This is a genomic window from Gardnerella vaginalis 1500E, assembly GCF_000263595.1.
GTDB lineage: Bacteria > Actinomycetota > Actinomycetes > Actinomycetales > Bifidobacteriaceae > Bifidobacterium > Bifidobacterium vaginale_E.
The window spans coordinates 81,468-94,419 of the sequence record NZ_ADES01000020.1 but is presented as its reverse complement, the minus strand read 5'-3'; the positions used below and the strand labels follow the sequence as shown (position 1 = coordinate 94,419).

General features: G+C 38.4%; 14 protein-coding genes. 9 read left to right on the top strand and 5 right to left on the bottom strand.

Going from position 1 to position 12,952, the window contains the following annotated elements:
* Positions 1-488 precede the first annotated feature (488 nt).
* The 5 genes from CGSMWGV1500E_RS0106175 (at position 489) to CGSMWGV1500E_RS00580 (ending at position 4,672) form a co-directional block, all read left to right on the top strand.
* Entirely contained in the window at positions 489-881 is a 393-nt protein-coding gene (locus tag CGSMWGV1500E_RS0106175; RefSeq protein WP_004129399.1) for a helix-turn-helix domain-containing protein, read from the top strand.
* 26 nt (positions 882-907) lie between these two features.
* The gene (locus CGSMWGV1500E_RS00565) at positions 908-1,729 is read left to right on the top strand and encodes an IS3 family transposase (RefSeq protein ID WP_230455199.1); all 822 of its coding nucleotides are present in this window, start codon (positions 908-910) and stop codon (positions 1,727-1,729) included.
* Between the two features lie 168 nt (positions 1,730-1,897).
* On the top strand, positions 1,898-2,617 hold the full coding sequence (locus tag CGSMWGV1500E_RS00570; protein ID WP_004129391.1) for a nitroreductase family protein: 720 nt from the start codon (positions 1,898-1,900) through the stop codon (positions 2,615-2,617).
* 154 nt (positions 2,618-2,771) lie between these two features.
* Positions 2,772-4,103 carry an ATP-binding protein gene (locus CGSMWGV1500E_RS00575; RefSeq protein WP_004129389.1) on the top strand — a complete coding sequence of 444 codons (1,332 nt, stop codon included), beginning with the start codon at positions 2,772-2,774 and terminating at the stop codon, positions 4,101-4,103.
* A 167-nt stretch (positions 4,104-4,270) separates the two neighbouring features.
* Positions 4,271-4,672, top strand: coding sequence for a transcriptional regulator (locus CGSMWGV1500E_RS00580; protein WP_004129386.1), 402 nt, complete (start codon positions 4,271-4,273; stop codon positions 4,670-4,672).
* Positions 4,673-4,854: 182 nt separating this feature from the next.
* Here the strand turns inward: CGSMWGV1500E_RS00580 and CGSMWGV1500E_RS00585 are convergent, their stop codons facing one another.
* From CGSMWGV1500E_RS00585 to CGSMWGV1500E_RS00600, 4 genes are all read right to left on the bottom strand, one after another.
* Positions 4,855-5,226, bottom strand: coding sequence for a hypothetical protein (locus CGSMWGV1500E_RS00585; RefSeq protein WP_004112863.1), 372 nt, complete (start codon positions 5,224-5,226; stop codon positions 4,855-4,857).
* Between the two features lie 11 nt (positions 5,227-5,237).
* Positions 5,238-5,708: a hypothetical protein gene (locus CGSMWGV1500E_RS00590; RefSeq protein WP_004129385.1), complete on the bottom strand. Its 471-nt coding sequence runs from the start codon at positions 5,706-5,708 to the stop codon at positions 5,238-5,240.
* 160 nt (positions 5,709-5,868) lie between these two features.
* A complete protein-coding gene (locus tag CGSMWGV1500E_RS00595) occupies positions 5,869-7,029 on the bottom strand; it encodes a hypothetical protein (RefSeq protein ID WP_004129382.1) in 1,161 nt (386 codons plus the stop codon).
* Entirely contained in the window at positions 7,026-7,697 is a 672-nt protein-coding gene (locus CGSMWGV1500E_RS00600; RefSeq protein ID WP_004129379.1) for a response regulator transcription factor, read from the bottom strand. The genes CGSMWGV1500E_RS00595 and CGSMWGV1500E_RS00600 overlap by 4 nt, the downstream gene beginning before the upstream one ends.
* Positions 7,698-8,172: 475 nt before the next feature.
* On the opposite strand from CGSMWGV1500E_RS00600, the gene CGSMWGV1500E_RS00605 reads away from it, so the two are divergent.
* From CGSMWGV1500E_RS00605 to CGSMWGV1500E_RS00620, 4 genes are read left to right on the top strand one after another with little or no spacing between them, the layout of a single operon-like run.
* Positions 8,173-9,075: an efflux RND transporter periplasmic adaptor subunit gene (locus CGSMWGV1500E_RS00605; RefSeq protein ID WP_004129376.1), complete on the top strand. Its 903-nt coding sequence runs from the start codon at positions 8,173-8,175 to the stop codon at positions 9,073-9,075.
* Positions 9,072-9,782, top strand: coding sequence for an ABC transporter ATP-binding protein (locus CGSMWGV1500E_RS00610; RefSeq protein WP_004129373.1), 711 nt, complete (start codon positions 9,072-9,074; stop codon positions 9,780-9,782). Before CGSMWGV1500E_RS00605 ends, CGSMWGV1500E_RS00610 begins: the two co-directional genes overlap by 4 nt.
* Complete coding sequence (locus tag CGSMWGV1500E_RS00615; RefSeq protein ID WP_004129370.1) at positions 9,766-10,977, top strand: ABC transporter permease; 1,212 nt, start codon at positions 9,766-9,768, stop codon at positions 10,975-10,977. The genes CGSMWGV1500E_RS00610 and CGSMWGV1500E_RS00615 overlap by 17 nt, the downstream gene beginning before the upstream one ends.
* 27 nt (positions 10,978-11,004) lie before the next feature.
* The gene (locus CGSMWGV1500E_RS00620; RefSeq protein ID WP_004129367.1) at positions 11,005-11,529 is read left to right on the top strand and encodes a hypothetical protein; all 525 of its coding nucleotides are present in this window, start codon (positions 11,005-11,007) and stop codon (positions 11,527-11,529) included.
* Between the two features lie 44 nt (positions 11,530-11,573).
* On the opposite strand, the gene CGSMWGV1500E_RS00625 is transcribed toward CGSMWGV1500E_RS00620, so the two are convergent.
* The gene (locus CGSMWGV1500E_RS00625; RefSeq protein WP_004129364.1) at positions 11,574-12,836 is read right to left on the bottom strand and encodes an MFS transporter; all 1,263 of its coding nucleotides are present in this window, start codon (positions 12,834-12,836) and stop codon (positions 11,574-11,576) included.
* Positions 12,837-12,952: the final 116 nt, after the last annotated feature.

Below are 12,952 nucleotides of genomic sequence, written 5' to 3'. Positions count from 1 at the left end.
GTTCCCCGCTTTTTTATTCCCATACTACTGTTTTTTGTAATCCTCCAAACACGCGCTAGTATCCTCACATTTGGAGGGTTTGAGGCTGTGTAGCACTCCAAACGCGAGAGAATCATCTCACATTTGGAGCGAATACTGATATTAAACCCTCCAAACATGAGGAAAACTTACGGCAAATGTTTCCATGTAACGCCAAAACGACAACAAACTCCGGAGAAAAACTACGGAGAATGTTCCAAAATAACGTCAAAACAGACAACAGAGACACGCGCGCAGAAACCGTACTGTGATATGTACCCCTTTTTCTGGACTGCTAGTAAAAGGAGTAGAGCATGTCAAAATGTAAATATAGTTACTAGTTTAAAAAGAAGTGTGTTGAACTATATCGTCAAAACCTGGAATTACCGACGCCTAACACTATTAGTAGGAATAATTTTCGTAATACTGTCGCGTACTGGACGCGTTTAGTAAACGCTAACGGGTTCGATGTGCTTAAACCACGCACCGGCTATAAACATTGGGATCCAGTGGGAAAACTTCGTATTGTTAACAAAATTCTTGCTGGGAAAACTATTAACCAGGCAGCAGTTGAGAATGGTTTACTGAAAGGTCAAGTAGCAGACTGGGTGCAAACATATAAAACGGAAGGTTATAGTGGTTTAGTAAAACATACTCGTAAAAAACCAGTAGAAGAGCCTTGTATGAACCGTAAAAACATGAAAAATGTTGATCCTTTAACGTTGAGCGAGCGTGAAGAACTTAAGTTTCTTCGTGAAGAAATCGAGTATCTTAAAGCGGAAAATGCAATACTAAAAAAACTGGATGCCTTGAGCAAAGCGAAGAAAGTTGCTCTACTCAAGGCGAAAAAGCAGAATCAGTAAAACAACTCGTTGAGCAAGGATATAAGCTGAAACATCTTCTTCACGCTATACGAATGTCGAAGTCTACTTACTATTTTGAGTTAAGCAAAATAAACGTAGTAGAACTACGGAATAAAACGTTAATGAGTATTATTCAAGAAATATTTACTCACCATAAAGGCAGGTATGGTGTTAGAAGAGTCTATAACGAGCTATTAAACCGTGGGTTTAAGGTTAATCACAAGCGGGTTCAACGTTTAATGCATGTCATGCAGTTAGTTGGGAAACGCCCAAAAGAGAAGTACAACTCGTACGTGGGTGCGGTTGGTAAAGTCGCGGATAATGTTATTAACCGTGATTTTACTACTACTGCTCCTTTACAGAAGTGGACTACTGATGTTTCACAGTTTAATTTCTCGTGGGGTAAGTGTTATTTTTCACCAATACTTGATATGCATACGAATGAGATTATTGCTTACGATTTATCATTACACCCTGATTTAAAGCAGGTAAAACGCATGTTAGATAAGGCTTTTAAACGTTTCCGAATGGTTGAAGGGCTTATATTCCATTCTGATCAGGGTTGGCAGTATAGGCATGATTATTTTAGGAGTGTTTTGAAAAAACACGGGATTATTCAGTCTATGAGCCGTAAAGCGAACTGTTATGACAATGGTATTATGGAATCGTTTTTTGGTAGGCTTAAAAACGAGTTGTATTACGGGCACGAGCATGAGTATGCTTCGTTTAAGCAGTTTGCTCTAGCAGTGAAAGAATATATTTATTACTACAATAACGAGAGAATACAGAAGAAGACTGGGTGGGTGCCTCCTGTTGAATACAGGAAAGCATCTACTCAGGCAATATGATTAAGTAAAAAGGGATATGTGTCCAGAAAAAGGGGTACATATCACAGAAACCGTACTGCACCAGTGTCCGAAGAATGGCCAGCGCGCGCTAAATCGCAGCGCTTCGGCAGGCCGTAGCGCAAACTCGAGAAAATACTGCGTGCGTATTTGGTGCGATATACTAAAAGCATGACTACACAAACTTTTGAAGTACTCGCAAAGTCGCGATTTTCTGCACGTGATTTTCTAAACAAACCAGTCGATTCTAAAATACTTGAAACTATTTTGCAAACAGCTGCACAATCGCCGAGCTGGTCCAACACTCGTGGCTACATGCTCGCTATTGCTCAAGGGGAACTAAAACAGCAGCTGATTGACGCATATACGCAAAAATGCAAAGCAATGTTTCAAACTAAAGACGCAAATCTTAGCGAAGAAGAGCGCCTTATAGCCCAGAAAATGAGCCAGCCGGATGGAGATTTTCCTGTAATGGCTCCGTATCCACAATCACTTAAAGAGCGTAGCGCTCGTTTAGGATTGGCGTTGTATAAACAGTTAAATATTGATCGCAAAGATTTTCCTGCTCGAAATGCTCACACTTTGCGCAACTTCCAGGCGTTCGGTGCGCCAGTTATGGGATTTGTGCTTGTGCGCCGTGATTTTCTGCCGTTTGCTGCGATGGATGCTGGAATTATGCTGCAAACGTTACTGTTGGCAGCTAAAGATCAAGGCGTAGACTCATGCCCGCTTGGCGTTCTTGCCACGTGGCGTTCACCGCTTGACGAAGTGTTTGATATTCCGCCGGAGTATGCGCTTATTACTGGTTTTGCGCTAGGGTATGCGTCTGAGGCGCACGTAAATGCTTTTCGCGCAGAGCATCCGCCAATCGAACTTGCGCAGGAAAAGTAACTTCGCATAAACCAACCTATCTTGCAAAACACAAAGTACTTTGCTAAATAACAGATAGAAATGCCAAATATGCGCTATTTTTACTGATTCTATCTTGCAAAACCCAAAGTACTTTGCTAAATTGAAGATAGAAGCGTAAAGAAAAGGAATGCGAATGATTTTCAATCGTCAAAGGTATATAAAGAAACTTAACAAACTTAGTTGGAATGGTTTGGTTAAAATTATTACTGGTGTGCGCCGCGCGGGGAAATCGTTCATTCTTAACGAGCTGCTTTATAATTCTCTTATTTCTCAAGGTGTTTTGCAGAATAATATCATTCGGTTTGCTTTTGATTCAGACGAAGATATTGATCGTCTTGAGCCATTTGCAAATGGTGAGCCAGTAAAAATCGCAGATAAAAAACTTGGGATTATTATCAACGCTAAAGTGTTTCGTCGCTATATTGCATCGCAGATAAATGATAGCGACAAGTTTTACATTTTCCTCGACGAAGTGCAATTGCTTGATAATTTTGTTGGCACACTTAACAGTTACTTAAGGCATGCAAATTTAGACATATATGTTACTGGATCTAACTCCCGTTTTCTTTCATCAGACATTGTTACTGAATTTAAGGGGAGGAGCACAGAAGTCCACGTTCAACCTCTTACTTTTGCCGAATACGTGGAAAGTTCTAGCAAAACGGTTTCAGAATCTTGGGCAGATTACATTGTTACTGGTGGAATACCGCTTGTAGCTAGAATGCAAAATGTTGAGGAACAAATAAACTACCTTGAAAATCTTATTAAAGAAACTTATTTGAAAGATGTGATTCAGAGGAACAGTGTGCGAAAAGAGCAGGCTCTTTTTGAAACGTTGCAAGTAATAGCTTCATCAATAGGCGCTCCTGTTAATCCAAGGAAACTTTCTAACACGTTTATTAGCCACGGATATGGGGAAATTACTTCAGCAACTGTTAGTCGTTTCATAGACTACTACAGTGATGCTTTTCTTGTAAGTAAAGCTCAAAAGTATAATATTAGGGGCAAAAAATACATTGATTCCTTGTTTAAGATTTACTTTGAAGACATTGGGGTGCGCAACGCTTTGCTTAATTTTAGGCAAATCGAAGAGTCGCATATTATGGAAAATGCTATATACAACGAGTTAAGATATCGCGGTTATAACGTGGATATTGGCGAAATGAATATTGCTGAAAATACTGGTCGAAAAGATAAAAATAACCACGATATTTATGCGCAAAAATCTTTGGAAATAGATTTTATTGCTACTTTGGGAAGCGAAAAATATTATATACAATCTGCGCTCGCTATGCCAACAGAAGAAAAATCATTGCAAGAAAAGCGCTCGCTTTACTATATTGATAATTCTTTCAAAAAGATAGTAGTTACGAAAAATGGATTGCATGCTACAAGAGATAATCGTGGGGTAGTCACCATGGACCTATTTGATTTTTTGCTTAATGAGGATAGCCTTAAGCGGTGATTTAATGCAATTTGATCGAGGTTTGGAGATGATTGAGTTAAGAAGTGCCATGTGCGCTTTATAACCTCACTGAGATGATTTTGTATGCAATGCCTATTTACTTAATTGTTAAATAGGCACATACTTATATGCGTGAAGCGAAAAGAGTTGGAGAAAAAACTTAACCAATGAGTGTTACTGAGCATGATAATGCAACAAATTGTTTGCAAATGGTGACCGCTATAGCTCGCAGATGTGATGACTGGTGGGCTATAGAAGTGCCGGAAATACCAGGATTATTTACTCAAGTACGTAGGCTTGATCAGGTTGCAGCAATGGTAAAAGATGCTGCTGCAACTTTAAATGTTAAAGTCAATGGCGTGAAAGTAACTCCGAAACTTAGTGAGCAAGATGAGCTTATGCTTCAACGTATGTTAGATGCAAAATCTGCAGCTATAAAAACTCAGCAAAAGGCATCTATGCTTATGCGGGAAACGGTTCGCATACTAAGGAATCAGGGCTTGACGGTTCGTGATGTTGCAGAGCTTACGGGGGTTACTCCGCAGCGAATAAGTTCGCTTAAAGCTTAGTGATTTAATCGCAATGTGGTTGAGGCTATAAGCAAATAAATTGTTCAGTAACGTATAAACTCTATGTAAAATAAACCATTAACAGATAAATAATCAAAGGCCAAGTCGTAGGATGCATGGCTACAGCTTGGCCTTTGAAAACTGTGATATGTTTTTATATTAAAATTCGCAGTCTAATGCTTTTACTTATTTTTGGCTATGCCAAGAGCTTTTGAACTTTCATCCTTGTCAAGGCCTATAAATAGAAGCACAATTATGCCAATAATCAGCGGAACATAACCGTATCCAGATCCGTGGATTATGCCGAATATTTCCATAAGCCCATTTGCTATTACAGCTAGTGAAGATACGATAAAATATAGCTGCGCGCACCACGGTTTTTTAATGAGAAACATGGTTGCAAGTCCAAATAATCCAGCGATAATTTGAGGCACTCCCCATAGATAATCATTACGCATTACAATCAGCGCAATTCCGCTAGCAAGAAATACGCCATTGGCTATTGTCCAAAATACGGACGGAATTTGTGCTTTTGTATCTTCTAAATTACTCATATCTTTTCCTACTATATAAGCATCATAATTGCTTCTGTTACAATCCAAGCCATCCAATCTGGCATTCCTGCTGATTTGCAGGCATTATAAATTCCGTCTTCAATCTTTCCAGTCCAATGCTCCAAAAATTTTATAAGCTCGTTTAATCCTAAATGACTTTTAATGAATTGTTTAACTTGCTTAGGTAATTTATGATAAATAGTTTTAATTGTTTTAACTACAAGACTAATTTTCCCGCGTTCTTGTAATATGTTACGAAGCTCTGATTGCGTTGGTTCTGCATTAGATGCTGGAATTTTAATGAGATATCCATTAACTACATACACGCGGTAGCCATCTTTTGTTACGATGTTTCCGCATGTTATGTTCTTTTCAACGGTGTTACCTGTTGGCTCAAGAGCGAGTGCGGTAGAAGAAGGAACAATAATACTGCTAAAAATTAATGAAGCAGATAATACGCCTGCTATAGCTAACTTCTTCATAATATGCCTTTCTGTACGAGAAGTAATTGTGCATGTCAAAAACTTTGACAATTTATAAATTAATGGCGTGCTAAAAGGTAAACAATATCTTGTATATGAAAACCTTTACAAATAATTACTATCTAAAACTGCTTAAGATTCATTAATCTTTTAAACTTAATCAGTAAGGCATACTATCTATATAGTTATGTTTATTTTTTAAAGGTATAACTGCATTACATTCCCAATACTTACCAAAGGCTCGAAAATAGAGTGAACCGCCTAAATGCTTTATGGTATCGCGATGAAGCAGAAGTCCTTTTTGAGATACTGAACGAATTGCATCTTTACTTTTCCTGTCCAAAAATCGAACATTGAACTGTTTTATAACAATTTGTTTTTTACGTATCGAAATTCTGATGTAATAAACTAAAGAAGCATATTTTCGCATGTTCAAATATAGTTCTTCGATTAATTCAATAACTTCACAGATGATTTCATCGTTAATATTTTCAGGAATATCGTTACTAGATATATTGCATATGGATCTTCCTTTTAATCCACAAGATGTATTGATTGAGTCGTTCATTTGTAGTGTATCTTCAATGTGCTGAATAAACTCGCTTCGAGCATCTTGCTTAGCAGTATTTCCACGTAGAATGTCGATAATATTATGACCTTCTTCAAAAGCCTGATCTGCCAAATCATTTATTGCCTCAATAGCACTTCGCTGTTTTTTAGAAATAGACTTGTCAAGTAATGCTATTTTACTTTGTAGTGCAATATCTGCAATCTTATTAGTTAATCTATCGTGCATTCGCACAGCCAGATGAAGATTATTAATTGTTTGCTTATCTTTTTCATAAAGAACCATTTTTTGGTGAGAAATGCGCAAAATAATACCAGTGCAAACGCAAAATATATTTATTAAAAGGTAAGCAATAAGATACTTGAAAGACAAAGTTGATAAGTATCGGTATGCAACGTAGTGTAATGCATCTATTACTAAGAATAAAGGTAGTGTAAATTGAATCGGATATAAATACGAAATAAAAACAAATGATATGATGAGCCCGAAAGTTACTGGTGGAAGATTCAGACTAGGAATAACAAGAATGCTGAGGTGTACAAAAATATAGCACATGCTCATAAAATGCGGGAGCAAGCAAAGAAACAAATTTATAGCAGCAAGAATCATGTAAACTATGACAAGTTGTATTGTGCTATTGTCGCTATTTGAGTAAATATATGCATCCATTGCGCTCGACAAACATCCCAATAGTAAAAATATTTTATTGTCAATAATCTTTTCTCGCAAACGACGCATTAAGAAAATAATCATTGTGTATCATTTCCTAAATATTCATCATGCAGCCATGTGGTAATAAGTTGTGAACGATTTGTCACATTCAATTTTTTGAACACGCGACGAAGGATAGTTTCCACAGTACAAGTTTCAACAAATAAACGTTTAGCGATTTGCGCATTAGTCATTCCTTTACTGCACAACTTTACAATTTCAGTCTCATGATCCGTTAAAGCAAGGCGTCCATTTTTTGGCTTATTTTGCAAACGTTGAAATGCTGTCGTCGTGTCGTCAAAATGAAGATCTCCTATTATTTGTGGCTTGAATGTGCCATGGGCAATACTGCTAAGCATGGCGCAAATAGTTTCTGGGTGGTTCTTTCCAACAATGCCTTGCGCGCCTGCTGTTGATGCTTTTAAAGCATAATCGTTGATAGGGAATGAAGTTATAGCAATTATTATTGGGAGTGAGTATCTTCTTCGCAATTCGTATAATATTTTAATTCCCGAAACCCCAGACATATACATGTCAATTAGCAGCACGTCTGGGCATTGATTTTGACAAAATTGAATTGCTTGATCGGCGTGCGCGGATAACCAGCAAATATTGCAGGACGGAACAACCTGTTCAATATATGTTTTTAGGCCGTGTAGACAAAAACAATCATCATCAACAATGCCAACAGTAATACGCTTTGCTATCATACTGCTCCTTTAGAAAAGCATTATTTAAGTAATAATAATACTTGAATTTGTATGATGAATATCTTGTCTAGGAAAACCTTTACAAAGCAGATTGTATAAAGGTAGTTGATTGGAGCTTACGGGGGTTACTCCGCAGCGAATAAGTTCGCTTAAAGCTTAGTAACTTAATGCAATATGGTTGAGGCTATGCGCAAGTAAGTCGCTCGGTAGTGTATAAACTCTATGCAAAATAAATCATTCTCTGGTATTATGCAAGCTCCAAAAATCATAAATAAAATCATCATTTAGTGTGATGCAAACTCTTTACGGCGATTATAAGCTATTAGCCAAAAGCTGAAATTCTAAATAAAGTGGTAATCATAAAAGCGTTAATTGCAGCATTACCGAGCCCTTTATTTATTTTGGATCAGTTTGAGAGGCTTGTTTCGACGCATCCTATGAGTTTACGAGTTTGGAGAGTAAGGAGCTTTGTGTTATGCGTAAGTTTACGAAAGTATTCTTGTTCGCTGCTCTGCCAGTGTGTTTGCTTACTGCGTGCTCTGGTAGAGCAGTTGATAATAGTCAGCAGCAGGCATCACATGATTCAGTTCCACTTGTTTCAGTCAAAAAACAGCCTTTAACACAAGTTGTGTCGGGTAAAGCAACAATAGAACAATCGTCTACCTTTGTTATCACTGCTGTAAGTAGAGGGAATTTTTCTCCATCGGTAAAAGCAGGAAGTGTTGTAAAAGCTGGAAGTGTTCTAGGCTACAATGCTGGTAACAAAATTATTGCTCCCGTAGACGCTAAAGTTGTGTCAGTAGCTGAATCATCTGCGGACGTGCCTAAATCTTTCCCGCTATTCACTCTTAAATATGAAGGTTTTTCAATAAGCCTTAACGCAAAAGCTTTACTTCGTTCTGCGGATATTACAGATGTTAAAGGTCGCTTCCAAGTTGAAGACGGTGTTGGACCAACCAATTGTTTGCAAATAGTACAAAGCGGTGGAACTTCTACCGATGTTGCAGCTTCGGATAGTAGCAAGAATGATAATGCTGATTCGACTCAAACAGATGAGTCGAGCGCGCAAAGTGCACCTAGTGTATCGTCAAAAGTTTTAACGTGTTTAATAGATAAAAGCGCAGAAGTAGAATCAGGTCAAAATGCGACGCTTGTTTTTAATGGCAAGCATAAACGATCGGTTCTAACACTGCCCGTTAGTGCGGTTGCTGGAAGAGTTCAAAAAGGCTTAGTCTCATACAAAAAAGGTGATAATTGGGAGAGTAAAGAAGTTGGTCTTGGAATCAGTGACGGCGCTAATATTGAAATTACGTCTGGCTTGCATGAGGGTGATGTCGTAGCAGGTGTTTCTCCTGATCTCATTCCAGGAGTGCAATGATTATGGAGAACAATCCTGTTCCACTAGTTGAACTACAAGACGTGTCAGCGCGTGTAAAACTAGGCAATGGCGAATGGCTTACCACTGTTAACTCTGCCTCTATGTTACTTAATCAAGGTGAAACATACGCGGTAGTTGGCAGGTCTGGTTCCGGCAAAACGAGTCTTATTTCTATTATTGGATTTTTGAATAAAAATTTTACTGGAAAATACTATTATTCTGGCAAGTCAATCCAAAAGTGTAGTGATAATACAGTATCGCATATGCGCGCTCGAAATATTGGTTTTGTTTTTCAAAACTATTCTCTCATTAAGCATTTAAGTATTAGAGAAAATGTTGAGTTGCCGCTTTTATACGCAGGACTACAACAAAGCAAGCAGACAAGAAGAAAAACGATAGAAGAAGCATTATGTGCTGTTGGATTGCAAGATAAACTAAACGAATACCCTGGAAGTCTATCAGGCGGTGAACAGCAGAGAGTCGCGATTGCGCGTGCTCTCGTTACTAATCCCGAATTACTTATTTGCGATGAGCCAACTGGTGCGCTCGATAGTAGTACGGGAGAAAAAGTGCTTCAAGTGTTGCATGATCGTGTTCAAGAATCTGGAACAACATTACTATTAGTCACTCATGATATGAAAGTAGCTCGTTCTTGCTCTCACATTTTTACTATGGAAGGCGGTGTTCTTTATGATCATGCTGCTTAAAGATTTGCGCCTGTCTCCTATGAGATCCTTCCTTACAGGTTTTTCAATGTTTATAGGCATCATTGCCGTTATTGCGTCAGTGCTTATTGGCACGGTTGGTAAGGGCTATCTTATTGCAACTAACGAACAGCTAAACGGTCGTAGACCAACATACGAGATTACTTTTTCAGCACAAAATTTTGACGAATATTCAGTATTTGACAAATTCTTAAATCGCATTGAATCCGCAAACCGTAATGCTAACGTTATGCTACAACCAAACACTGGACTACTGTTTAGCACTTCTATGACAGCCTCGAAGAGTGTAAAAATAAGCAAAGAATATAAGACTGGCAATCTTCAATATGTTGACGCTGTTTACACTACGGCAGGATACAACAGAGTTTATAACTTACCTATTGTAAGTGGAAGATGGTTTAGTAATAGCAATAAAAGCAACGCATTAGAAATGGTAGTAAACCAATCTGCTAGCAAAAGATACAAGATTGGTGAAGTAGCGTTTATTACTTCTCGCAAAACAACACAAATGAGTCCTATAAGGATTGTTGGAGTTGTGAGCGATGGCGTAGACTCAGCAAAAGTATACGTGAATATTCTAGGATTATTACGTTACGCTCCAACTCTTTGGGAATATTCTGGAAAAGAAGTTCAAGGCTCAATCTACTGGTTGAATAAAGAAAATCGTCCTCAAAAATCAATTAAATCTTATGTTTCAGATGCTCTTTACGACTGTTGTGGTGGACAAGTAAACGAAATTAGAAGACATGATAATAGTGATGATTACGAGAATGTGATAATAGTATTGCAATTAAGTTTTGCTATCGTAGCAGCATTATTGCTTTTTGTTTCCGCGCTAGGTTTAATCAATATTGGTTTAGCATCGTTGGAGCAGCGCACGCATGAACTGCTTATACGCAGAGCTTTGGGTGCTACTAAATGGTCGATTGCTTCACTCGTGTTAGGCAGTGCGATTATTTTAGCACTAATAGTTTCGATTGCTGCTGTTGCTGTTTCTTTTGGTCTTGTGTCTATAGCATCAAGTTTTTGGGATGCAGCAAGCCCAGTTAGTCCGCCAGTTTACCCATATGAAGCTGCTATTGGAGCTGTTATTGCGGCTTTTATTACAGCGCTTGCTGGAAGTGTGGTGCCGGCAATAAAAGCATCGCGTTTACAGCCAGCATTAGCATTGCGTTAATTTTCAAAAAATAAGAAAGAAGGAATAATGAATAATCATACTATTGGTAAAGCAACTCTTATTGTTGGTGTGCTTAGTGCGCTTCTTATGCTTAATGCGTGTGGAGGAATAGGCAACAATAATGCGAGTGGTGTGGATGGTGCGCGATCGCAAAATAGTTCGTCTAGAGAGACTGTTGATTTTGCTCATATAGAGAAGGAGTATCAGGAATCTGTGGCAAAGCTTAGTTGGCCTGAAAAATATAAAGCTCCTGCAAACTTGGTTGGAGAAGAAAAAGACAGCCAGTTCCAGAGTGGATATGGTGATACGCAAGCATCTAATTATTATCAGTGTGCTTGGGAACGGCAATGGTTAGACACGTATGCTAGTGATGAGCAAGCGGCAAGTAAAGCTTTGCATGAGCTCGAAAAAGTGCTTAGCATGCCGTTTATGGGTCCAGACCGTTGTGATGATGCAACGCGAAACTTTTTCAAAGAGCATATGCGTAAAGCAAAACTAGGAGATCCGTCAGGATTCCAACAGGATGTGCAAACTAATTGTCCTGTGATGTAATTGCATTTGCATAGCTTTATTGTGCTTTCGCACTAAATAGCTTGTTATATGCTTCTTTTTACCCATGTTGATGGTGTCCAATAATCTTTGGTAAGCATTGATGGGTATGTTTGTTTACGAGCTTGAATAATCCATAAGGCCATACCTGTTGAAACAAGTATTACGCCAGAAGCAATCATTATGAATAATGATGAATTTAGATTTCCCCATGCTAGTACGCTTGCATACCCTACGATAATGCCGCATTGCTCCATAATAGAAGTAAAAGTAGTAGTTGCGCCGAGAATGTGTGTTGGTATGCCGTCGAGAAGAGCTGTTTGCCCATAGACAATAGTTGCGTCAAAAATAATACCTGCAATGAAAGCAGAGCAAAGAAAAAGAGCAATCCAATTATTAAGTGCGAAAATAAGTAAAGGAATAGAAAGGAATCCAGGTAATAAAATAGAGTATAAAATCTCATAATGAAGCACAATATATTTGCATAATACTGAACCTACAATCATGCCAATGTTAAATATGCTGACTATTGACCCCCACGTGGATGCCGAATGAAAAAGTGTAAGACAATGGTGTGCTCCCATTAGTCTAAATGCAGCAAGCCATGATCCAGATTGTAATGCGGATACTACTCCTAAGACTATTAACCATGGTGTAGATTTCATATAGCGTAGAGAAGCTGCAAAACCAGCAGTTTTATTGCTTCCTGTCTTCGTATTGTTTGCGCTATTTTGTGCTTGCTGGTTTAGATTAACTAACAGTAGAGGTAGCGCCGCTAATATCATCACAATAGCAATGCTCGTAAAGAAAATGAGCGGATTGCATATATCAACAAATATGCCAGTAATCGCAGGTGCAGCAAGCCTGCTGAGATTAATCCACATACGCATGCTTGCCAAAAACTTGGTTTTTTCGCCAGCTGGTACGCTATATGCCATCAATACTTTTTGATTAGGCGAAGAAAATGCAGTAAAGAACCCGAATATTATGCCGAGTAGTGTAACCGTAATAGCAATAAGATTATGCTGTGCTACTAAAGCGAAACCGTATCCAGTACACAACAAGGCAAAACAAAACGTTAGCGCTATAAACAATCTAGTTGGTGGATATTTATCTGCAATAATTCCGCCAAGCGGTGCTGCTACGCAGGTCATAAGCGCTACGGAAACCGCGTTAAGCGCTGCGTGAGATAAGTCGACATGTATTAAAAGATATAGACTTACGCCAAATCTACAGCTTGTTAAAAGAAAAGCATTAAGCGATAAAACGGCAATAATAAGAGTTGTGCGAATCCGTGCCGCAGCGTTCATTTCCTTCTCTTTTTTTCTTTCTTCATGTTATGAATGTCTTTCATATTCTGAATAATATATGCCTCTTGATATACACCTTTTTATGGACCGTGAGCGAAATGAGTGTTTTGTCGCAG